The 19,988-nt window shown below is 66.3% G+C and carries 25 protein-coding genes; 14 read left to right on the top strand and 11 right to left on the bottom strand.

Going from position 1 to position 19,988, the window contains the following annotated elements; genetic code table 11:
• Positions 1–78: 78 nt before the first annotated feature.
• The gene (efp, locus tag G8O29_RS08740) at positions 79–645 is read left to right on the top strand and encodes an elongation factor P (protein WP_166402856.1); all 567 of its coding nucleotides are present in this window, start codon (positions 79–81) and stop codon (positions 643–645) included.
• 78 nt (positions 646–723) lie between these two features.
• Here efp and murI read toward each other — a convergent pair whose 3' ends face one another.
• Positions 724–1,536, bottom strand: coding sequence for a glutamate racemase (gene murI, locus G8O29_RS08735; RefSeq protein ID WP_166402855.1), 813 nt, complete (start codon positions 1,534–1,536; stop codon positions 724–726).
• A 192-nt stretch (positions 1,537–1,728) separates the two neighbouring features.
• Here murI and G8O29_RS08730 point away from each other — a divergent pair, with 192 nt between their 5' ends.
• Positions 1,729–2,634, top strand: a complete 906-nt coding sequence (locus G8O29_RS08730; RefSeq protein WP_166402854.1) for a LysR family transcriptional regulator — start codon at positions 1,729–1,731, stop codon at positions 2,632–2,634.
• Positions 2,635–3,014: 380 nt separating this feature from the next.
• Here G8O29_RS08730 and G8O29_RS08725 read toward each other — a convergent pair whose 3' ends face one another.
• Together G8O29_RS08725 and G8O29_RS08720 are read right to left on the bottom strand one after the other, a co-directional pair.
• Positions 3,015–3,188, bottom strand: a complete 174-nt coding sequence (locus G8O29_RS08725) for a hypothetical protein (protein WP_166402853.1) — start codon at positions 3,186–3,188, stop codon at positions 3,015–3,017.
• 125 nt (positions 3,189–3,313) lie between these two features.
• Entirely contained in the window at positions 3,314–3,574 is a 261-nt protein-coding gene (locus G8O29_RS08720) for a hypothetical protein (RefSeq protein ID WP_166402852.1), read from the bottom strand.
• A gap of 114 nt (positions 3,575–3,688) precedes the next feature.
• On the opposite strand from G8O29_RS08720, the gene purL reads away from it, so the two are divergent.
• The 5 genes from purL to grxD are packed head-to-tail and all read left to right on the top strand — an operon-like array spanning position 3,689 to position 7,225.
• Complete coding sequence (purL, locus tag G8O29_RS08715; protein WP_166402851.1) at positions 3,689–5,851, top strand: phosphoribosylformylglycinamidine synthase subunit PurL; 2,163 nt, start codon at positions 3,689–3,691, stop codon at positions 5,849–5,851.
• Positions 5,851–6,351: a GNAT family N-acetyltransferase gene (locus G8O29_RS08710; RefSeq protein WP_166402850.1), complete on the top strand. Its 501-nt coding sequence runs from the start codon at positions 5,851–5,853 to the stop codon at positions 6,349–6,351. Before purL ends, G8O29_RS08710 begins: the two co-directional genes overlap by 1 nt.
• A gap of 24 nt (positions 6,352–6,375) precedes the next feature.
• Positions 6,376–6,612: a BolA/IbaG family iron-sulfur metabolism protein gene (locus tag G8O29_RS08705; protein ID WP_149586679.1), complete on the top strand. Its 237-nt coding sequence runs from the start codon at positions 6,376–6,378 to the stop codon at positions 6,610–6,612.
• On the top strand, positions 6,612–6,869 hold the full coding sequence (locus tag G8O29_RS08700; protein WP_166402849.1) for a hypothetical protein: 258 nt from the start codon (positions 6,612–6,614) through the stop codon (positions 6,867–6,869). The genes G8O29_RS08705 and G8O29_RS08700 overlap by 1 nt, the downstream gene beginning before the upstream one ends.
• Positions 6,866–7,225: a Grx4 family monothiol glutaredoxin gene (gene grxD, locus G8O29_RS08695; protein WP_166402848.1), complete on the top strand. Its 360-nt coding sequence runs from the start codon at positions 6,866–6,868 to the stop codon at positions 7,223–7,225. The genes G8O29_RS08700 and grxD overlap by 4 nt, the downstream gene beginning before the upstream one ends.
• Before the next feature lie 66 nt (positions 7,226–7,291).
• Here the strand turns inward: grxD and G8O29_RS08690 are convergent, their stop codons facing one another.
• From G8O29_RS08690 to G8O29_RS08680, 3 genes are read right to left on the bottom strand one after another with little or no spacing between them, the layout of a single operon-like run.
• Positions 7,292–7,615 carry an MliC family protein gene (locus tag G8O29_RS08690; protein ID WP_166402847.1) on the bottom strand — a complete coding sequence of 108 codons (324 nt, stop codon included), beginning with the start codon at positions 7,613–7,615 and terminating at the stop codon, positions 7,292–7,294.
• Complete coding sequence (locus G8O29_RS08685) at positions 7,612–7,977, bottom strand: cell division protein ZapA (protein ID WP_166402846.1); 366 nt, start codon at positions 7,975–7,977, stop codon at positions 7,612–7,614. Before G8O29_RS08685 ends, G8O29_RS08690 begins: the two co-directional genes overlap by 4 nt.
• Entirely contained in the window at positions 7,970–8,461 is a 492-nt protein-coding gene (locus tag G8O29_RS08680) for a hypothetical protein (protein WP_166402845.1), read from the bottom strand. The genes G8O29_RS08685 and G8O29_RS08680 overlap by 8 nt, the downstream gene beginning before the upstream one ends.
• Before the next feature lie 223 nt (positions 8,462–8,684).
• Between G8O29_RS08680 and tkt the strand changes: the two genes are divergently transcribed.
• Complete coding sequence (tkt, locus tag G8O29_RS08675; RefSeq protein ID WP_166402844.1) at positions 8,685–10,700, top strand: transketolase; 2,016 nt, start codon at positions 8,685–8,687, stop codon at positions 10,698–10,700.
• Between the two features lie 36 nt (positions 10,701–10,736).
• Here the strand turns inward: tkt and G8O29_RS08670 are convergent, their stop codons facing one another.
• Positions 10,737–11,711, bottom strand: a complete 975-nt coding sequence (locus G8O29_RS08670) for a DUF808 domain-containing protein (protein ID WP_166402843.1) — start codon at positions 11,709–11,711, stop codon at positions 10,737–10,739.
• A gap of 184 nt (positions 11,712–11,895) precedes the next feature.
• On the opposite strand from G8O29_RS08670, the gene gap (G8O29_RS08665) reads away from it, so the two are divergent.
• The 4 genes from gap (G8O29_RS08665) (at position 11,896) to G8O29_RS08650 (ending at position 14,507) form a co-directional block, all read left to right on the top strand.
• Positions 11,896–12,897, top strand: a complete 1,002-nt coding sequence (gap, locus tag G8O29_RS08665; RefSeq protein WP_166402842.1) for a type I glyceraldehyde-3-phosphate dehydrogenase — start codon at positions 11,896–11,898, stop codon at positions 12,895–12,897.
• 32 nt (positions 12,898–12,929) lie between these two features.
• Positions 12,930–13,073 (top strand): glyceraldehyde-3-phosphate dehydrogenase, encoded by a 144-nt coding sequence (locus G8O29_RS08660; protein WP_128516919.1) that lies wholly within the window; start codon positions 12,930–12,932, stop codon positions 13,071–13,073.
• A gap of 84 nt (positions 13,074–13,157) precedes the next feature.
• Positions 13,158–14,159, top strand: a complete 1,002-nt coding sequence (gap, locus tag G8O29_RS08655; protein WP_166402841.1) for a type I glyceraldehyde-3-phosphate dehydrogenase — start codon at positions 13,158–13,160, stop codon at positions 14,157–14,159.
• Positions 14,160–14,330: 171 nt separating this feature from the next.
• Positions 14,331–14,507: a hypothetical protein gene (locus G8O29_RS08650; RefSeq protein ID WP_166402729.1), complete on the top strand. Its 177-nt coding sequence runs from the start codon at positions 14,331–14,333 to the stop codon at positions 14,505–14,507.
• Positions 14,508–14,510: 3 nt separating this feature from the next.
• On the opposite strand, the gene G8O29_RS08645 is transcribed toward G8O29_RS08650, so the two are convergent.
• From G8O29_RS08645 to G8O29_RS08630, 4 genes are all read right to left on the bottom strand, one after another.
• Entirely contained in the window at positions 14,511–15,527 is a 1,017-nt protein-coding gene (locus G8O29_RS08645) for a sensor histidine kinase (protein ID WP_166402840.1), read from the bottom strand.
• Between the two features lie 78 nt (positions 15,528–15,605).
• Positions 15,606–16,106 carry a pantetheine-phosphate adenylyltransferase gene (gene coaD, locus G8O29_RS08640; protein ID WP_166402839.1) on the bottom strand — a complete coding sequence of 167 codons (501 nt, stop codon included), beginning with the start codon at positions 16,104–16,106 and terminating at the stop codon, positions 15,606–15,608.
• Positions 16,107–16,178: 72 nt separating this feature from the next.
• On the bottom strand, positions 16,179–16,613 hold the full coding sequence (locus G8O29_RS08635; RefSeq protein WP_166402838.1) for a CBS domain-containing protein: 435 nt from the start codon (positions 16,611–16,613) through the stop codon (positions 16,179–16,181).
• Positions 16,614–16,669: 56 nt separating this feature from the next.
• Entirely contained in the window at positions 16,670–17,578 is a 909-nt protein-coding gene (locus tag G8O29_RS08630; RefSeq protein WP_166402837.1) for a LysR family transcriptional regulator, read from the bottom strand.
• A gap of 162 nt (positions 17,579–17,740) precedes the next feature.
• Between G8O29_RS08630 and G8O29_RS08625 the strand changes: the two genes are divergently transcribed.
• Together G8O29_RS08625 and G8O29_RS08620 are read left to right on the top strand one after the other, a co-directional pair.
• Positions 17,741–19,240: a CoA-acylating methylmalonate-semialdehyde dehydrogenase gene (locus tag G8O29_RS08625; protein ID WP_166402836.1), complete on the top strand. Its 1,500-nt coding sequence runs from the start codon at positions 17,741–17,743 to the stop codon at positions 19,238–19,240.
• Positions 19,241–19,320: 80 nt separating this feature from the next.
• Positions 19,321–19,959 (top strand): Crp/Fnr family transcriptional regulator, encoded by a 639-nt coding sequence (locus G8O29_RS08620; RefSeq protein WP_166402835.1) that lies wholly within the window; start codon positions 19,321–19,323, stop codon positions 19,957–19,959.
• Positions 19,960–19,988: the final 29 nt, after the last annotated feature.

Raw genomic sequence — 19,988 nt, 5'->3', positions numbered from 1 at the left:
TCCGGTTCGGATCGGTTAGGGGCCCGGGCAGATGCCGGTCTTTGGGGACCGGTCCCCGTTACAACAAGGACCCGACCTTTGAAAGTCATCGCCTCCTCGCTTCGCAAGGGCAACGTCGTCGAGATGGACGGCAAGCTCTATGTCGTCCTGACCGCCTCGAACTTCCACCCCGGCAAGGGCACCCCCACCACCTCGGTGGACATGCGCCGGATCTCGGACGGGGTGAAGGTGTCGGAACGCTGGCGGACCACCGAGATGGTCGAGAAGGCCACCGTCGACGAACGGGAATATGACTTCCTCTACGAGGACAGCGAGGGTTTCCACTTCATGGAGCCCAATACCTACGAGCAGGTCGTGGTGACCGAAGACGTGATGGGGGGCAACAAGCCCTATCTTCAGGAAGGCATGCGCTGCTACCTCAAGACCTTCGAAGGCGTGCCGATCGCAATCGAAGTGCCGCAGAAGATCACCGTCGAGATCGTCGAGACCGAGCCCGTGGTGAAGGGGCAGACGGCATCCTCGTCCTACAAGCCCGCGATGACTTCGAACGGCCTTCGCGTCATGGTGCCGCCGCATATCGGGCCGGGCACGCGGATTGTCATCAACACGGACGACGACTCCTACGTCGAGCGCGCCAAGGACTGACTTCCGTCAGGACACGCCCGGATCGGACCTCTTGCGTGGGGTGGGCATCCTTGCCCACCCCGAATTCGTTTCCGGAGGTCAGGCCGCCTGAAAGGCGATCTTCCGGCGCAGGAACTGGGTCGCCTTGTTCGAGACCGAGGCCGGATCGCCCGTGGTCAGGAACTTCGACTCCGTGCCCGTCCCCAGGAACTGCGGGCGGCGGTTCAGGTAATCGGCCAGCGCCTCGGCCACCAGATCCGCCTGGGAATAGACCTTGACCGCCGGCCCCAGCGCGTCCTGAAACACCTTTTCCATCAGGGGGTAATGCGTGCAGCCCAGGATCGCGGCCTCGGGGTTCGGCATCCGGCGCTTCAGCGCCTCGACATGGGAACGGACAAGCGCCTCGGCCAGGATCTCGTCGCCCTGTTCGATGGCATCGACCACGCCGCCGCAGGGCTGGGCCTCGACATCGACGCCGATGGCGCGGAAGGCAAGCTCGCGCTGGAAGGCGCGGCTGGCGACGGTGGCGGGCGTGGCGAAGAGCGCGACATGCTTGACGGCCACCTCGCGGGGGGGGGAATTGTCGCCCCACTGGCGCTCCGTCAAGGCCTCGATCAGTGGAACAAAGACGCCAAGCACCCGCTTGTCGGGCGGCAGCCAGGTTTCCTGCATGCGCCGAAGGGCAGCGGCGGACGCGGTGTTGCAGGCAAGGATCACCAGGTCGCAGCCTTCGCCCCAGAGCCGTTCGGTGGCGGCACAGGTGAGGCGGAAGATGTCGTCGGCGTCACGGACGCCGTAAGGCGCATGGGCATTGTCACCGAAATAGACAAAGGGGACGTCAGGAAGGCGCCTTGTCAACGCATCCAGAACAGTCAGCCCGCCAAGGCCCGAATCGAAGACGCCAACCGCCATGCCTGCCTCTTTCGCCTGTGGCGCATCCCGTGCGCAGGTTGCCTTTCCGCGGATCATAGGGCGGAGCGGCAGGGGGTGAAAGGGCCAAGCGCGGAGGTCAGGACCGGAAGCTGTGGCTTTACATCGGTGGAAGTTTCCCTATCTGACGCAGGGCGTGTTACGGTGACGATTGCGGCAGGGACGAGGGTTGGCATGGATTGGGACAAGCTGAGGATCTTTCACGCCGTGGCGGAGAAGGGCAGCCTGACCCATGCCGGCGACGTGCTGCACCTGTCGCAGTCGGCCGTCAGCCGCCAGATCCGCGCGCTGGAGGAAAGCCTGTCGGTCACTCTGTTCCACCGCCACGCGCGGGGGCTGATCCTGACCGAACAGGGCGAGCTGCTCTATGATGCCACACAGCAGATGGTGCGGCGGCTGGATGCGACGGCGGCGCGGATCCGCGACAGCGAGGACGAGGTCTTCGGCGAGCTGCGTGTGACGACGACAATGGGGTTCGGCACGCTGTGGCTGGCCCCGCGGCTGGCGCGACTGTACGAGAAGTATCCGGCGCTGAAGATCGACCTGATGCTGGAGGAGCGGGTTCTGGACCTGCCGATGCGCGAGGCGGATGTGGCGATCCGGATGAAGGAGCCGTCCCAGGCCGACCTGATCCGCAAGCGGCTGATGAACATCAGGATGCAGCTGTTCGCGACGCCCGAATATCTGGCCACGCACGGCACGCCCGAGACGATGGATGATTTCAGCAGCCACCGGCTGATCGCGCAACATGCCGGGACGCCGCAGGTCGCTGCGGGCGCGATGCTGGTGGCAGAGCTGATGACGCATGACATCCCCTCGACGCTGACGGTGAACAACTATTTCGGGGTGTTGCAGGCGGTGCTGAACCATCTTGGGATCGGGGTGCTGCCGGACTATCTGACCGAGGATTTCCCGAACCTTGTCAGGGTCTTGCCCGATGTCGAAAGCGCCGAGGTGCCGGTGTTCCTGGCCTATCCCGAAGAGCTGCGCCATTCCAAGCGCGTCGCGGCCTTCCGCGACTTCGTGGTCGACGAGATCATGGCCTTCCGCCGCCGCCAGTCCGAGGATGCCGCCGCCTGAAATGCTGCCATGCAGCATCTGCATAGCGGCCTTGCCCAAACGTCGGGCATTCCGGACTTGTTTGCGCAAGCATGGGGCACTATTTGAACATCCGAAGTGGCGATGAGCTTGGCTCTTGCCCCTTCGTACCTCCCTGTTGGACTTGGCCGAGCGCAACGCTCGGCCTTTTTTTTCGTCACGGTGCCGCGCGGCTTTTCTGCATGGCGGCCGGGGCGGGCTTGCCCGAAGATCCCCGACCGGGAGCGGTGTCCGGTTCGCGCCCCAGCACCCGGTTGCAGGTCGGCACGCCATGGTCGGTCGCGCAACGCGACGCGTCAGGCATCACAAGGAAGGGCCCGGCACGTTCCCGTGCCGGGCCCCTCTGACGTGCTGCCGGGCGGTCAGACGCGACGGGCTGCCGCCTCTTCTTCGATCTTCGCGTATTTTCCGCGGGCCAGTGCCGATTTCGGCCCCCCCTCGCGGCGCCGCTTTTCGGTCGCGCGGGCGGAAAGATAAGCAAAGGCCGCCACGAAGCCGAGCGTGCCGAAAGTCAGGAAACCAAGTGCGCCGTCCATGTACCTCTCCTTGCGTGATGTCGTGAAGGGGTTACGCCGCGTCACCGTGGCCGGATCAGAGGTGCGACAAAAAGTCTAGTATTTTCAATCGCATACTGCCGCATACCGTATGCGGCGGCATACCGTCACCTGGCGAGATGGATCACGGCCAGGAAATACACGGCCATGCCCAGCCAGCCGAACTGTGCGGCAAGGACGGCGCAGAGGAAAAGCAGCAGCAGCACGGACAGGATCACCGTCGCCTCGTCGCGAGGAGACAGGGCCGCCAAACGCGCCTCGGCCCCCTTCTGGTCGAGGCCCGGCCAGATGCGGGCAAAAAGCGTGGCCACGACCGGGCGCAAGCGGTCCGACAGCGACTGCCAGAGCGTATTGCGTGAAATCCGCATGATGTCCTCCCGCCCCAAGGGCTAGCATGGCACTGGAAAGTCGGGAAGGCCCCTTTCGGCCCTTGCGCGCTTGGATTACTAGCGGGGCCGGATCAATTCGTCAGGAGGACCGCCGTGGCCGAACCGCTCATCACCGCCGACGTCGTGGCCGCGCATGGCATCAAGCCCGATGAATGGGAGCGTCTGCTGGACATCCTGGGGCGCGAGCCGACCTTCACCGAACTGGGCATCTTCAGCGCCATGTGGAACGAACATTGTTCCTACAAATCCTCGAAGATCCACCTCAAGAAGCTGCCGACCACCGGGCCGCAGGTGATCTGCGGGCCGGGGGAAAACGCGGGCGTGGTCGATATCGGCGACGGGCAGGCGGTGATCTTCAAGATGGAGAGCCACAACCACCCCTCTTACATCGAGCCGCATCAGGGCGCGGCGACCGGTGTCGGCGGCATCCTGCGGGACGTCTTTACCATGGGCGCGCGGCCCATCGCGGCGATGAACGCGCTGTCCTTCGGCCTGCCCGATCACCCCAAGACCGCGCATCTGGTCAAGGGCGTGGTGGAAGGCATCGGCAGCTACGGCAATGCGTTCGGGGTGCCCACGGTGGGCGGCGAGGTGCGGTTTCACGCTGCCTACAACGGCAACTGTCTGGTCAACGCCTTTGCGGCCGGTCTCGCGGATGCGGACAAGATCTTCTACTCGGCGGCCTCGGGCGTGGGGATGCCGGTGGTCTACCTCGGCGCCAAGACGGGCCGCGATGGCGTCGGCGGGGCGACGATGGCATCCGCCGAATTCGACGACACCATCGAGGAAAAGCGCCCCACGGTGCAGGTGGGCGACCCCTTCACCGAAAAGCGCCTGCTGGAGGCCTGTCTGGAGCTGATGGCGTCGGGTGCCGTCATTTCCATCCAGGACATGGGCGCGGCGGGGCTGACCTGTTCGGCGGTGGAGATGGGCGACAAGGGCGGGCTTGGCATCAAGCTGCAACTCGACGACGTGCCGCAGCGCGAGACGGGGATGACGGCCTACGAGATGATGCTGTCCGAAAGCCAGGAGCGGATGCTCATGGTGCTGAAGCCGGAAAAGGAGGCCGAGGCGCGGGCGATTTTCGAGAAGTGGGATCTCGACTTTGCCATCGTCGGCGAGACGATCCCCGAGGACCGCTTCCTGATCCTGCACGGCAACGAGGTGAAGGCGGATATTCCGCTGTCGAAACTGTCGTCCTCTGCGCCGGAATACGACCGGCCCTGGGTGCCGACCCCTCCGCCGGCACCTCTGGGCGAGGTGCCCGAGATCGGGGCGATGGATGGTCTGCGTGCGCTGATCGGCTCGCCCAGCCATGCCCACAAGGGCTGGGTCTATGAACAGTACGACAGCCAGGTGGGGGCCGATACGCTGGTGACGCCGGGCCTGCCGGCGGGCGTGGTGCGGGTGCATGGCACGGGGAAGGCCTTGGCCTTCACCAGCGACGTGACGCCGCGCTATGTGAAGGCGAACCCGGTCGAGGGCGGCAGGCAGGCGGTGGCCGAGGCCTATCGCAACCTGACGGCGGTGGGCGCCCTGCCCCTGGCCGCGACCGACAACCTGAACTTCGGCAACCCGGAAAAGCCCGAGATCATGGGCCAGTTCGTCGGCGCCCTGCAAGGCATCGGCGAGGCCTGCCGGGCGCTCGACATGCCCATCGTGTCGGGCAATGTGAGCCTTTACAACGAGACGGATGGCAAGGGCATCCTGCCGACGCCCACGATCGGCGCGGTGGGGCTGTTGCGGACGATGGACGAGCTGATCGCGGGCCGGCCTGCCGAGGGCGACCTTGCGGTGCTGGTGGGCGAGACGCGGGGCCATCTGGGGCAATCCGCGCTTCTGGCCGAGGCCTTTGGGATCGAGGCGGGCGATGCTCCGCCGGTCGATCTGGTGGCCGAGCGGCGGAATGGGGAGTTTGTCCGCGCGAACCGCAAGGCGATCCGCGCCTGCACCGACCTCAGCGACGGCGGGCTGGCGCTGGCGGCCTTCGAGATGGCGGAAGGCGCGGGGCTGGGCGTGACGCTTGACGTGACCGGCACCCCTGCCCTCTTCGGCGAGGATCAGGCGCGCTATCTGCTGGCAGTGGCTCCGGGCGATCTGGCGGGCTTGCAGGCGGCGGCACAGGCGGCGGGCGTGCCCCTGACGCGGGTCGGGCAGTTCGGGGGGGCGGTCGTGTCCATGGGCGGCGACAGCGCGCCGATGGCCGAGCTGTCGCGGCTTTACCGGACGGCCTTTGCCGACAAGGTCGGGCTCTGATGCTGCGGCGGGGCGGACCGGGCGACTTTGCCTTCATCCGCGCGCTGGCGGGCCGGGCGGAATACCGGCCCTTCATCACTGACGAGGATGAGGCCGGGTTGCAGGCCTATCTGAACGCCCCCGACTGCGAGATCCGCATCTGGGAGCCGGAAGGCCGCCCCGCCGGGTTCGCGATCTTCTGCGAGATCGGCGACCCCTCGGGCCGGATCGAGCTGATGCGGCTTGCGCTGGACGAGGCGGGCAAGGGCCAGGGCGACCGCTTCCTGCGCCTGCTGCTGGACCATGCCTTCGGCACTCTGGGCGGGCGGCGCGTCTGGCTGGATTGCAGCGGCGAGAATTTCCGCGCGCAGAAGGTCTATGCCCGGGCGGGCTTCGTGCTGGAGGCCCGGCAGCGGGACCACGACTATGTGCCGGTGCTGGGCCGGACGGTCGATCGGCTGCTCTACGGCATCCTGCGGTCGGAATGGGAAGCCCTTGAACCGCTGGCGGCGCGGGCCTAGGTTCTGGCCAGAAGGAGACCGCCCATGCCCATCGAAGCCCGCGACATCGAAGCCCTGATCCGGGAGGCCTTTCCGAACGCGAAGATCAGCGTGCAGGGTGACGACGGCGCGCATTTCGCGGCCGAGGTGATCGACGAAAGCTTTCGCGGGATGAACCGCGTCCAGCAGCAGCGTGCGGTCTATGCGGCGCTGAAAGGCAAGATGGACGGCCCGAACGGCGCGCTGCACGCGCTGGCGCTGACGACAAAGGCTCCGGACTGATGGCCATGGGGGCGGGTCTGGGAGGGACGGGTCTGAGCGGTCTGCTGACCGCCGCTCTGCCGCTGATCGGGATCGTCAGCCTGCTGCACTCCCGCAGGCAGCGCCGGAACGGACATCCGCCGGTACCGGATGAGGCCTACGAGCGGCGGCGCGCGGCAACGCTGGAAAGCGAACGCCGGATGGCGGCCTATCTGGCGCAAAGCCGGTCGGGCGGCTATGAGGCCCTTGAGGATGACGCACAGGAGATCAGGCGATGAGTGCCGAGGCGACGATCCGCGAGACGATCGAGAAGAATGATGTGGTCCTGTTCATGAAGGGCACCAAGATGATGCCGCAATGCGGGTTCTCGTCCCGCGTGGCGGGGGTGCTGAACTTCATGGGGGTCGAGTATCAGGATGTGAACGTCCTGGCCGACCCGGAGATCCGCCAGGGCATCAAGGATTTCAGCGACTGGCCGACGATCCCGCAACTTTACGTGAAGGGCGAATTCGTCGGCGGCTGCGACATCGTTACCGAGATGACCCTTTCGGGCGAGCTGGACCAGCTGTTCGAAGCGAAGGGCGTGGCCTTCGACAAGGCCGCTGCGGACAAGATCCGCGAAGCGAACGCCTGATCCGGTGCCGGTCAGTGCGAAAGCGGGCGGGGCGCGGGTTCTCCTGCCCTGCCCGGCCCGGTGCGGTCAACCGTCGCCCAGACAGGTCGCGATCGGGTTTTCGCCTTCGGGCGTCTTCCAGTAAAGCGTCGCCTCCTGTCCCTTGGTCCACCAGACATAGGTCGACCCGTCCGAGGGCCAGCCATAGCGCGCACCGGAGGCGGCCTGTTCGCCCAGAAGCGTGATCTGGCGGCCGTCCACCATCAGCACGACAAGGCTGCCTTCGGGCGTGTTGACATAGGTCGCGGGGACCTGCACGCCGCGGTCGCAGTAATAGGTGACGGCCTGGAACTCGGGCGCGGCAAGGGCTACGCCGGGCATCAGCATAGCGATCAGGGCCGGGCGGATCATGCGCGCACCTGTTCTTCGATGCGTGCAGCCATGGCTTCGGCGCGCGCCGCGATCTCGGCCAGGGTGTCCGAGACCTGCTTGGGCACCACCGCCACGTCCCGCGTCGCCACGGGGCGCGCCTCCAGCTCGGCCACGCGGGCGCGCAGGCTGCGCAGCTCGTCTTCGATCGCGGCGGTCTTGTCGGCCAGCATCAACCCGGCCATCAGCAGCATCTTCGACTCGGGCAGCCGGCCCAGCTGGGCGACGATGGGCTGCGCCTCGGCGTCCAGCATCCCGGCGGCTGCTCGCAGGAAATGTTCCTCTCCCGGCTGGCAGGCGACCTGGAACGGTCGTCCTCCGATGATGACTTCAAGATCAGGCATGGCTGGCCTCCGTGATATGGGGTTCAAGCGCGGTGAGAATCTCGTCCATTTCGGCGATTTCGGTCAGGCGCAGGGCGCGCAGGGCCTCCAGCTCGACCTGCATCGCCTTGTTGATCTGGCCGGGTTCCGCGACCCCGGCAACCTGGGCCGAGCGCAGGGCTTCCAGCTGTTCGCGCAGTGCGGCGTTCAGCCGGCGCATGCGTTGCAGTTCCAGCCCCTGCACGTCCAGTTCTTGCGTCAGCCGGTCGATCTTTTCCTGAAGATCCCCCCGGGCCTCGCGGGCGCTGGCGGCGCGGAGCCGGGCCTGCAACTGGGCGGTCAGCGATTTCTCTTCTTCCAGCTGCGCGCGCAACAGCGCATCCGTCCCCGAGACCCCCGCCCCAGAGGCCGCCGACCTTCCCGGTGCCGGCAGGCGGTCGAGCCCCTTGTCGATCCGGTCCAGCGCCGCGGCGATCCGCTTTTCCAGTTCGATGATTTCCTGCATCCCTTGCCCCCTGACCCCGGGCAGCATCCCTCTACCCGGTCACCGGCGGACGACGACAAGTCGAATCGCCCGCCCCATTCTTCCGTCGATCTTAGCGCGAAACCCGGGAAAGGCGACCGGCCTTTCTTGCCAAGGCCTTGGGGTCCAAGCTTGATCTTGCCGGCCGCGCTGGTTAGGACGACGCCCAAGCCATCCGCCCTGTTCAGCCCGAAGGAATGCCGCCTTGGACATCCAGACCCTGCGCCAGAAGAACCCCGACCACTGGATGCGCGCGACCGCGATCCGCACTCTGACGCTGGATGCGGTGGCGGCGGCGAATTCGGGCCATTCGGGGATGCCGATGGGCATGGCCGATGTGGCGACGGTCCTGTTCGAGAAGCACCTGAAGTTCGACCCCAAGGCGCCGCGCTGGCCGGACCGCGACCGCTTCATCCTGTCGGCAGGCCATGGGTCGATGCTGATCTATGCGCTTCTCTATCTGACCGGCTACGAGGACATGACGCTGGACCAGATCAGGAATTTCCGCCAGTGGGGCGCGATCACCGCGGGCCACCCGGAATACGGCCATGTCGCGGGGGTGGAGACGACGACGGGGCCGCTGGGTCAGGGCATTTCCAACGCCGTGGGCTTTGCCATGGCCGAGGAATCCCTGCGCGCGCGCTGGGGGGCCAAGGTGCAGGACCACTACACCTGGGTCATCGCGGGCGACGGCTGCCTGATGGAGGGGGTGTCTCAGGAAGCCATCGGTCTGGCGGGCAAGCAGCAGTTGAGCCGCCTGATCGTGCTGTGGGACAACAACGGCATCACCATCGACGGCAAGGTCAGCATCGCCGACATCACCGACCAGAAGGCGCGGTTTGCGGCCTCTGGTTGGGATGTGTTCGAGTGCGACGGGCATGATCCGGCAGACATCGACCGGGCGCTGACAGCGGCCAAGGCCAGCCCCCGGCCCGCGATGGTGGCCTGCAAGACGCATATCGCGCTTGGCCATGCGGCGCAGGACACCTCGAAGGGCCACGGCGCGCTGACCGACAAGGCGCAATTGCAGGCCGCCAAAGAGGCCTATGGCTGGACCGGCGGGCCGTTCGAGGTGCCGGCCGAGATCAAGGCCTGGTGGGAATCGCTGGGTGCCCGTGGGGCAAAGGCCCGCGCCGAATGGGAGGCGCGGATGGCGGCGCTCTCGCCCGCGAAACAGGCCGAGTTCAGGCGCATCTTCGCGCTGGAGGCACCCGCGAAGCTCGCCTCGGCCATCCGGGCGGTGAAGAAGCAGGCGGTGGCGGACCTGCCGAAACTTGCCACCCGCGCGGCGTCGGAAAAGGTGCTGGCGGCGGTGAACCCGGTGATGACCGAAACCATCGGCGGCTCGGCCGACCTGACCGGGTCGAACAACACCAAGACGGCGGACCTGGGCGTGTTCACCCCCGAGGATCGCAAGGGTCGCTACGTCTATTTCGGCATCCGTGAACACGGCATGGCCGCCGCGATGAACGGCATGGCGCTGCATGGCGGCATCCGCCCCTATGGCGGGACCTTCATGTGCTTCACCGACTATGCCCGCCCCTCGATGCGGCTGTCGGCGCTGATGGGCGTGCCGGTGGTCTATGTGATGACGCATGACTCGATCGGTCTGGGCGAGGATGGCCCGACCCACCAGCCGGTCGAACATCTGGCGATCAGCCGGGCGACGCCCAACACGCTGGTCATCCGCCCCGCCGATCTGGTGGAGGTCGCGGAGGCCTGGGAAATCGCCCTGACCGAAAAGACCCGGCCCACCGTGCTGGCCCTTTCCCGCCAGAACCTGCCCGCCGTACGCAAGACCCATACCAACCAGAACATGGTCGCCAGGGGCGCCTATGTGCTGGCCGAAGCCACGGGCAAGCGTCAGGTGATCCTGATGGCGACGGGTTCGGAGGTGGAGATCGCGCTGAAGGCCCGCGAGGCGCTGGAGGCCGAGGGGATCGGCACCCGTGTCGTGTCCATGCCGTCGATGGAACTGTTCGCCGCGCAGGACGAGGCTTACCGCCGCAAGGTCCTGCCCCCCGGCCCGGTGCGCGTGGCGATCGAGGCGGGCGTCCGGCAGGGCTGGGACCGCTGGCTTCTGGGCGAACGCGGGCGCGAGGCGAAGGCGGATTTCGTCGGCATGTCCACCTTCGGCGCCTCGGCCCCGATGGAGCGGCTTTATGCCGAGTTCGGGATCACCGCCGAGGCGACCGTGGCAAAGGCCAAGGCCCTGCTCTGACCTCCGGTCCCTTCGACAAGCCAAGGCCGGCCGCGCCTAATGCGCGGCCTTCGTCTTTCCGGTGACAGCGGCCCAGAGCGGCCCGATGGCGCGCGTCGCCACGGGGATCAGCAGCACTCCCAGGATCAGCCCGAACACCCCGTCCAGCGCCGCCGTCACCAGCCATGCGACGAAACCCTGCGCCACGGGAACGGCATGGGCCACCACCTCGGCGGCATGGTGGATCGTCTGGTAGGGCCATTCCCAGAGATGCGTCACCTCAAGCCCGTGGATTACGATGTTCCCGCCGACCCACAGCATCGCCGCCGTCCCGACCGTGGACAGGAAGGCCATCAGCTTCGGCATCGCCTTGACCAGCCCCCGCCCCAGCGCCCTGCCCCCCGAGGTGCGGCCCGTGGCGGCCATGTGCAGGCCCACGTCGTCCATCTTCACGATCAGCGCCACGGCACCATAGACCGCGACGGTGATCAGCGTGCCGACGACCGCCAGCGTCACCGCCTGAAGCCAGAAGCTGGGGCTTTCGATGGTGGCCAGCGCGATGGTCATGATCTCGGCCGACAGGATGAAATCGGTCTTGATCGCGCCGGCGACCTTTTCCTCTTCCAGATGCGTCGGGTCCCTGGGGTCGAAATCCTGCTCGATCTCATGATCGGCATGGGGGGCAAAGGCATGGACCAGCTTCTCGGCACCTTCGAAGCAGAGATAGGCCCCCCCCAGCATCAGAAGCGGCGTGATCGCCTGCGGCAGGAAGGCATCCAGCGCCAGAAGCCCCGGCAGCAGGATCACCAGCTTGTTGCGCAGCGACCCCAGAGCGATGCGCCAGATGATCGGCAATTCGCGGTCGGCCGAAAAGCCGTGGACGTATTTCGGCGTGACGGCGGCGTCGTCGATCACCACGCCCGCCGCCTTTGTCCCGGCCTCGGCGGCCGCAGCGGCCACGTCGTCGATCGAGGCTGCCGCCACCTTGGCGATGGCCGCCACGTCGTCGAGAAGTGCGAGAAGTCCGCTCATGCCCTGCCCCGGTTCGGTTCAACCGCTGATGTAGCCGGAAACGCCGGAGTCGGCAAAGCGCTGCATCAGGTTAGCGCAAACAGGCGAAGATTGCGCTAACATGCTGAAAAGGTGTCGTTTTCTGCCTTGCGCGCCGGGATGGAGCGGCTAAGGCGGGGCAAGGCACCAGAGGGGGATTTTCTTCATGACCGTGACTGTCGGCATCAACGGCTTTGGCCGCATCGGGCGCTGCACCTTGGCGCATATCGCGGAATCGAACCGCAATGACGTGCAGGTGGTGGCGATCAACGCCACAGGGCCGGTAGAGACCAACGCCCATCTTCTGCGCTATGACAGCGTGCACGGCCGGTTTCCGGGCGTCGTGAAGGTGACGGAGGACGGCCTGGACCTGGGGCGCGGGCCGATCCGGGTGATGTCCAGCTACAACCCGGAAGAACTGGACTGGCAGGGTGTGGACGTGGTGCTGGAATGCACCGGCAAGTTCAACGACCGCGACAAGGCCGCCGTGCATCTGACGCGCGGGGCCAGGCGGGTGCTGGTCTCGGCCCCCGCGAAACGCGCCGACCTGACGGTGGTCTACGGCGTCAATCACCGCAGCCTGCTGCCCGAGCACAAGGTCGTCTCGAACGCCTCCTGCACGACGAATTGCCTGGCGCCGCTGGCCAAGGTGCTGAACGACGCCATCGGGATCGAATCGGGCATCATGACCACGATCCACAGCTATACCGGCGACCAGCCGACGCTGGACCGGCGGCACAAGGACCTCTATCGCGCGCGGTCGGCGGCGATGGCGATGATCCCGACCTCGACCGGGGCGGGCAAGGCGATCGGCGAGGTGCTGCCGGAACTGGCGGGGCGGCTGGAAGGCAGCGCGATCCGGGTGCCGACCCCGAACGTCAGCGCGGTGGACCTGACCTTCATCGCGCAGAAGTCGGTGACGGTCTCGGACGTCAACGAAATCGTAAGGGAAGCCTGCGCAGGCTACATGGGCATGGTCATGGCCTATGACCCCGAACCGAAGGTGTCCATCGACTTCAACCACACGCCGCAATCGTCGATCTTCGCGCCTGACCAGACCAAGGTTGCGGGCCGTTCCGTTCGCGTGCTGGCGTGGTATGACAACGAATGGGGCTTCTCCTGCCGGATGGCCGATGTGGCCGGGGTCATGGGGCGGCTTGCGCAGTAAGGGGGCGTCGGCCCCCGTGAAGGGGGCCGACCGTGACCAATACCATCGCGCTCTGGCTGGGCCTTGTGATCCTCGCCGGCATCATCGCCGATATCGCCCTGAACGGCGGGTCGGCGCTGATGTTTCTGGCGCGGAAGTTCCTCGACCTCGTGGAATGGGTGGATTTCTGGAACTGACACCGTCAAACTGCGGTTGCATTTCCCGGCGATATGGCATTGTTAGCGCTATCGGGAACGGGTCCCTGCTTCGGAGGAAGACACATGGCCGTCAAGGTTGCCATCAACGGATTTGGACGCATCGGGCGCAACATTCTGCGCTCCATCATCGAATCGGGCCGCACCGACATCGAGGTCATCGCGATCAACGATCTGGGACCCGTCGAGACCAATGCCCACCTTCTGCGCTATGACTCGGTGCATGGGAAGTTCCCGGCCACGGTGACGACGGGCGCGGACACGATCGACGTGGGCCGCGGCCCGATCCGGGTCACGGCGCTGCGGAACCCTGCCGACCTGCCCTGGGGCGATGTCGACATCGTGATGGAATGCACCGGCATCTTCACCTCGAAGGAGAAGTGCCAGGCGCATCTGGAGAACGGGTCCAAGCGGGTGCTGATCTCGGCCCCCGGCGACGGCGCGGACAAGACCATCGTCTATGGCGTGAACCACCACACGCTGACGAAGGACGACATCGTGGTCTCGAACGCCTCCTGCACCACCAACTGCCTGTCGCCCGTGGCCTATGTGCTGCACAACGCCATCGGGATCGAGAAGGGCATGATGACCACGATCCACAGCTACACCGGCGACCAGCCGACGCTGGACACGATGCACAAGGACCTCTACCGCGCCCGCGCGGCGGCCTTGTCGATGATCCCGACCTCGACCGGGGCGGCAAAGGCGGTGGGGCTGGTCCTGCCCGAGCTGAAGGGCAAGCTGGACGGTTTCGCGATGCGGGTGCCGACCCCGAACGTCAGCGTGGTGGACCTTAAGTTCATCGCCAGGCGCGCGACCACGGTCGAGGAAGTGAACGAGGCGATCAAGGCCGCCGCCGATGGCCCGCTGAAGGGGATCCTCGGCTACACCTATGAAAAGCTGGTCTCGTCCGACTTCAACCACGATCCGCATTCCAGCGTGTTCCACATGGACCAGACCAAGGTGATGGACGGGACCTTTGTGTCGATCCTGAGCTGGTATGACAACGAATGGGGCTTCTCCAACCGCATGGCGGATACGGCCGTGGCAATGGGCAAGCTGATCTGAACCTTCTGAAATACCGTGGAAAAGGCGCCTTCGGGCGCCTTCTTTCATGCCGAAGCCATGCAATTTTTGCATAGCTGCACCGCAGCATCATCCGTTGTTTGCGCTAACGGGCCCCCTATCTTCCGATCATGCGAGCAGGAAAGGCAGACCGCTCGCGGATGAGGAAGGATGATGAAGATGATTTCCGTCTATGAAATGCTGAAGACCGCAGCCACCAATTACGCGCTGTACCGCAAGACCCGCGACGAGATCGCAAACCTGCCTGCCGACATTGCGCTGGACCTCGGGATCTTCCCGGCGGACGCCGACCGGATCGCGCGCGAGGCGGTCTACGGCAAGGCCGCCTGACCGTCAGGCTCTGTAGCTGAATTCCAGGCGGGCCTCGGTTCCGCCTTCCGGACGGCGCTCCATGACAAGGGTGCCGCCCAACTGTCTGGCAAACTGGCGGGCAATCGACAGGCCAAGGCTGCGCGCCTTCTCGATGTCGAAGCCCTCGGGCAGGCCCTTGCCATTGTCGCGGATCCGCAGCAGCGCCCTTCCCGCATCGGATATTGTCCCCAGCGTGACATCGATCCGCCCCGCGCTGTTGCCGGGAAAGCCGTGTTCCAGCGTGTTCGACACCAGTTCGGTCGCGATCAGCCCCAGCGGAACCGAGACGTCCGGGCCGACCAGCAGCGGGTCGGCCTGCACCTGCAACTGGATACGCTCTCCGGCGCCGGCGCTTTCCAGGATGTCGCGCCCGGTATCCGCCAGGAAGCGCGCCATGTCCACGGTCTGACCGGAGGGGTCGTGCAGGTTGCGCATGATCCGGGCGACCAGATCGATACGGCGCACCGAATCGTCCAGGGCGACACCTGCGGCCTCGTCACTGACCGTGCGGCGCTGCAACTTCAGCAAACCCGAGACCGTCGCCAGATTGTTCGACACGCGGTGCTGAAGCTCGTGGAACATCAGCCGGCGCTGCTCGGCCAGGGCGGCATTGGCCTGACGCTCGGCCTCCAGCGCGCGCATCGCCCGCTGCATGATGTGGATCAGCAGGATGATCGTGGTGACGATGAAGACGTATAACAGCAGCGCAACGACGCTGGCCCAGGTCAGCGCAAAGCTGTTGACCGGCTGGACAAAGGCATACCAGGCAGCAAACAGGCCCGCGACCGCGATGGCGATGCCCTGCGGCGTGCCCAGGAAATGGGCGCCCAGAAGAACCGCCGGGAAGAAGGTCAGATAGGGAAAGCCGGGTGGCAGCGCGCCGTCAAGCCTGTGGCGAAGCCAGAAGGCCAGGGCAAAGGTCAGGACCGCAGATGACCAGCGCAGCCAGATCGGCAGCAGGCCTGGATCCCACTGGCTGATCCCCCGGACAGGCGTCACGACCGTCCTCCCGCGCCCTTGCACCTGACATTCCGCATCATCTGGCATGAATGATCGGGGAACCCAAGGCTGGAAAGATCATTCCGACGCCGACAGCCGGGACCGCAGCGCCTTCTGCACCGGGGGTGTGACAAAACTGGAGACATCCCCGCCCAGCCGCGCGATTTCCTTGACCAGTTTCGAGGCGATCGCCTGCCGCCGCGCGTCGGCCATCATGAAGACCGTCTCGATACTGGCGTCCAGCGCGCGGTTCATGCCGACCATCTGGAATTCGTATTCGAAATCCGCCACGGCCCGCAGCCCTCGAATGATGATCCCGGCGCCGACATCGCGGGCGCAGTCGATGAGCAGGTTCTCGAACGGGTGGACGACGATCTCGCCCCCGGTCCTGGCCTGGATCGCGGCACATTCCGCCTCGACCATCGCGACCCGTTCCTCAAGGCCGAACATCGGACCCTTGTCGCGGTTGATCGCGACGCCGATCACCAGCCGGTCCACCAGGGCCATCGCCCGCTGGATGATGTCGATATGGCCAAGCGTGATGGGATCGAAGGTCCCAGGATACAGACCGATGCGCATGGCTCCCCCCGCGGCCCAATGACCAGCGCACGCAACAATATTGCGCGCGCCGACGCAAGCGGTTTCCCGACGTCAGAAGCCCTTGATCATGCCTTCCAGCGCTTCCTTCTCCGCCGCCAGTTCCATCAGCCGGGCCTTTACCACGTCGCCGATGGAGATCAGGCCAACCATCGCGCCGTCCTCGATCACCGGCATGTGGCGGAAGCGGCCGTCGGTCATCCGACCCAGCACCGCATCGGTCCCTTCGATGCGGGTGCAGGACACGATCTTCGTCGTCATCAGCGATTCCACCGGATCGGTCAGGCAAGCCCCGCCACGCTTGCCCAGTTCGCGCACGATGTCGCGTTCAGAGACGATGCCAAGGGCATGCTTGCCGTCGGCCGAGACGACCACCGCCCCGATCCGCCTGGCCGACAGGATCCCTGCGACCTCCTGGACCGTGGTGCCTGGTGCCACCGTGACCACCTTGAGATCGCCCTTGGATGCGAGGATTTGCTGAACGAGCATGGGACGGCCCCTCCCTCTGACCGGAGGTCAAGGGTCTGTCCGGAAAGGGTGTTCTGTCAAGTCTGGCGTTCGCCAAGCCGCAACGCCGCCTCGAGCCGAGCCATCTCGGCCCGCGTCTCGCGGGTCAACAGGTCGGCAAAACGGTTCAGCCGGTCAAGCCGCGCGTCGCTTTCGTGGCGGATCAGCCAGAAGGCGCGCGTCAGGCTGATCCGGTCGGTCAGGATGCGGGTCAGGCCGGGGGCAGAGGGCAGCGCGAAATCGTGGACCACCCCCACCCCTGCCCCGGACCGCAGCCAGTTCAATTGCACCGAGACCGAGTTCGAGGTGAGCGTGGCCGGCCCGATCCCGATTTCGGCCAGATAGTCCAGTTCCTTGTCGAAGATCATGTCGGGGATGTAGCCGACGATGCGGTGCCCGGCCAGGTCCGGCACGTCGCGGATCGGCGCGACCCTGGCCAGATAGGCGCGGCTGGCCGCCAGATGCAGCTGGTAGTCGGTCAGCTTCTGCACGGTCAGACGCCCGGCCTCGGGTCGGCTGACGGCGATGGCCATGTCCGCCTCGCGCTTGGACAGGTTGAAGACGCGGGGAAGCGCCACGATCTGCACCTCGAGCCCCGGGTTCGCGTCGCAGATGCGCGCCAGGACCTGCGGCAGAAGGTAGTTCGCGCAGCCGTCCGGCGCGCCGAGGCGGATCAGCCCGGTCAGGCCGCCGGGGCCGGACAGACATTCCGCAGCGCCCAGGGCCGCGCGTTCGGCCGCTTCGGCATGCGGGATCAGCCGCGCGCCTTCCTCGGTCAGGGCATAGCCCTGCGGCGACTTGGTGAAAAGCCGCGCGCGCATCGCCTCTTCCAGCCGCGCGATCCGCCTGCCCACCGTGGCGGGGTCGATCTTCAGCCGCCGCCCGGCCGCCGACAGGCTTTCGGTCCGCGCCACGGCCAGGAACAGGCGCAGATCGTCCCAGTCCACCGAACACTCCTCCCGCGCTGGCGCTTCTCGTCGTGGCGCCCCGACGGGCGCGGGACCTGCGCCGCATAGCCCTGCATTTCTGCAAAACGCTTTTGGAAGATTGCCGCTTTGTCTGGCGATTGTGCAAGGGTAAAAGACCGCCAGCACAATCGGGAGAATTCCATGCAAGAGATCGGACACTGGATCAACGGCAAGCGCGTCGCCGGCACCTCGGGCCGCTTTGCCGATGTCATGAACCCAGCCACGGGCGAAGTGCAGGCAAAGGTTGCGCTGGCCACACCGCGAGAGCTCGACCATGCGATCCAGGAGGCCGCCAAGGCCCAGGTCGGCTGGGCCGCGACCAACCCGCAGCGCCGGGCGCGGGTGATGATGGCCTTCGGGGCACTCATCAACCAGAACATGGACAAGCTGGCCGAGATGGTGGCCCGCGAACACGGCAAGACCATCCCCGACGCCAGGGGCGACGTGCAGCGCGGCCTTGAGGTGATCGAGGTCTGCATGGGCGCCCCCGCCATGCTGAAGGGCGAGGCGATGGATTCGGCCGGCCCCGGCATCGACCTTTACGCCATCCGCCAACCCCTTGGCGTCGTTGCCGGAATCACGCCGTTCAACTTCCCCGCGATGATCCCCCTGTGGAAGATCGGCCCGGCGCTCGCCTCGGGCAATGCGATGATCCTGAAACCCTCGGAACGCGTGCCTTCGACCTCGCTGTTCCTGGCCGAGCTTCTGCAACAGGCGGGCCTGCCGGATGGCGTCTTGCAGGTGGTGAACGGCGACAAGGAAGTGGTGGACGGCATCCTGGACCATCCGGTGATCCAGGGCGTGGGCTTCGTCGGGTCCACCCCCATCGCGCAATACATCTACGGGCGGGCAGCCTCGAACGGCAAGCGCGCGCAGTGCTTTGGCGGCGCCAAGAACCACATGATCATCATGCCGGACGCCGACCTCGACAAGGCCGCCGACGCGCTGGTCGGCGCGGGCTATGGCGCGGCGGGCGAACGCTGCATGGCGATCTCGGTCGCGGTGCCGGTGGGCGAAAGGACGGCCGATGCCCTGATCGAACGGCTGGTGCCGCGGATCGAGAAGTTGAAGGTCGGCCCCTATACCGCTGGAAACGATGTGGATTTCGGTCCCGTCATCACCAAGGCGTCGAAGGACCGGATTCTGGGCCTGATCGACTCGGGCGTCGCACAGGGCGCGAAGCTGGTGGTGGACGGCCGCGGCTTCACGCTGCAAGGCTACGAGAACGGTTTCTTCGTCGGCCCGTCGCTCTTCGATCATGTCACCCCGGACATGGAGATCTACAAGCAAGAGATCTTCGGCCCGGTCCTGTCCACCGTCCGCGCCAAGTCCTACGACGACGCGCTGAAGCTGGTGATGGACAACGAATACGGCAACGGCACCGCGATCTTCACCGCCGACGGCGACACCGCGCGCGACTTTGCCAGCCGGGTCAACGTGGGTATGGTCGGGATCAATTTCCCGATCCCGGTGCCCCTGTCCTATTTCAGCTTCGGCGGCTGGAAGAAGTCGGCCTTTGGCGACCTGAACCAGTATGGGCCGGACGCCTTCCGGTTCTACACCAGGACCAAGACCGTCACCGCGCGCTGGTTCAGCGGCATCAAGGAAGGCGCCAGCCTGAATTTCAAGGCGCTGGACTGATCTGCGTTACCCCACGGGAAAGGGGGGCCTCGGCCCCCCTTTTCGCTTGCGCCCGGGCGCACCTGCGCCATGATCGCGGCATGTGGTTCGACGATCTCGGCCTTCTGCCCGAAAGCTGCCGCCTGCTGGCCGACCTGCCTGCGCGGCAGCTCGCCAGGGGTCAGGTGCTGTTCCGCCCCGGCGATGCGGCGCAAGGCTTCGTCGTGGTGCTGGAGGGGCGGATCGAAGTGCGCCTGACCTCCGCTTCTGGCCGCGAGATCCTGCTTTACGCAGTCGAACCCGGCGAAAGCTGCGTGCAGACCACGCTGGGCCTGATGGGGGACGAACCCTATTCCGGCGAGGCGATCGCGGCCTCGGACATTCGTGTCGTGGTCATCCCGCGCGCGCTGTTCCGCCGCCTGATCGACGGCGACCCCGGCTTTCGCGGCTTTGTCCTGCGCGCCTTCGGGCAGCGGATGGCCGAACTGACCCAGTTGCTGGAGCGGGTCGCCTTCGAGCGGATCGAGGTGCGTCTGGCCGCAGCCCTGCTCGACCTGGCCGAGGGGGACGCGGTTGCCGCCACCCAGGCCGAACTGGCCGCCCGGATCGGTTCGGCACGCGAGGTGGTGTCGCGGCGGCTGGAAGCCTTCGAGCGCCAGGGCTGGGTCTCGGTGGAACGCGGCCATGTCCGGTTGCGCGACCTGCCCGAATTGAAGCGCCTTGCCGACCAGGCTGTGTGACCACGTCACAGACCCCGACCGCCCGAATC

Origin of the sequence: Rhodobacter calidifons (assembly GCF_011174775.1) — a bacterium.
GTDB classification, from domain to species: Bacteria; Pseudomonadota; Alphaproteobacteria; order Rhodobacterales; family Rhodobacteraceae; genus Tabrizicola; species Tabrizicola calidifons.
This window is presented reverse-complemented; position numbering and strand designations above follow the sequence as displayed.

Coding starts and splice junctions, on each gene's coding strand:
- G8O29_RS08650 (WP_166402729.1), top strand. CDS start 14,331: ATGAAGATGATTTCCGTCTATGAAATGCTGAAGACCGCAGCCACCAAT.
- G8O29_RS08730 (WP_166402854.1), top strand. CDS start 1,729: ATGGATTGGGACAAGCTGAGGATCTTTCACGCCGTGGCGGAGAAGGGC.
- gap (WP_166402841.1), top strand. CDS start 13,158: ATGGCCGTCAAGGTTGCCATCAACGGATTTGGACGCATCGGGCGCAAC.
- coaD (WP_166402839.1), bottom strand. CDS start 16,106: ATGCGCATCGGTCTGTATCCTGGGACCTTCGATCCCATCACGCTTGGC.
- murI (WP_166402855.1), bottom strand. CDS start 1,536: ATGGCGGTTGGCGTCTTCGATTCGGGCCTTGGCGGGCTGACTGTTCTG.
- G8O29_RS08680 (WP_166402845.1), bottom strand. CDS start 8,461: ATGCAGGAAATCATCGAACTGGAAAAGCGGATCGCCGCGGCGCTGGAC.
- G8O29_RS08705 (WP_149586679.1), top strand. CDS start 6,376: ATGCCCATCGAAGCCCGCGACATCGAAGCCCTGATCCGGGAGGCCTTT.
- grxD (WP_166402848.1), top strand. CDS start 6,866: ATGAGTGCCGAGGCGACGATCCGCGAGACGATCGAGAAGAATGATGTG.
- G8O29_RS08710 (WP_166402850.1), top strand. CDS start 5,851: ATGCTGCGGCGGGGCGGACCGGGCGACTTTGCCTTCATCCGCGCGCTG.
- G8O29_RS08700 (WP_166402849.1), top strand. CDS start 6,612: ATGGCCATGGGGGCGGGTCTGGGAGGGACGGGTCTGAGCGGTCTGCTG.
- G8O29_RS08625 (WP_166402836.1), top strand. CDS start 17,741: ATGCAAGAGATCGGACACTGGATCAACGGCAAGCGCGTCGCCGGCACC.
- G8O29_RS08725 (WP_166402853.1), bottom strand. CDS start 3,188: ATGGACGGCGCACTTGGTTTCCTGACTTTCGGCACGCTCGGCTTCGTG.
- G8O29_RS08620 (WP_166402835.1), top strand. CDS start 19,321: ATGTGGTTCGACGATCTCGGCCTTCTGCCCGAAAGCTGCCGCCTGCTG.
- G8O29_RS08720 (WP_166402852.1), bottom strand. CDS start 3,574: ATGCGGATTTCACGCAATACGCTCTGGCAGTCGCTGTCGGACCGCTTG.
- G8O29_RS08670 (WP_166402843.1), bottom strand. CDS start 11,711: ATGAGCGGACTTCTCGCACTTCTCGACGACGTGGCGGCCATCGCCAAG.
- G8O29_RS08685 (WP_166402846.1), bottom strand. CDS start 7,977: ATGCCTGATCTTGAAGTCATCATCGGAGGACGACCGTTCCAGGTCGCC.
- G8O29_RS08635 (WP_166402838.1), bottom strand. CDS start 16,613: ATGCTCGTTCAGCAAATCCTCGCATCCAAGGGCGATCTCAAGGTGGTC.
- G8O29_RS08690 (WP_166402847.1), bottom strand. CDS start 7,615: ATGATCCGCCCGGCCCTGATCGCTATGCTGATGCCCGGCGTAGCCCTT.
- gap (WP_166402842.1), top strand. CDS start 11,896: ATGACCGTGACTGTCGGCATCAACGGCTTTGGCCGCATCGGGCGCTGC.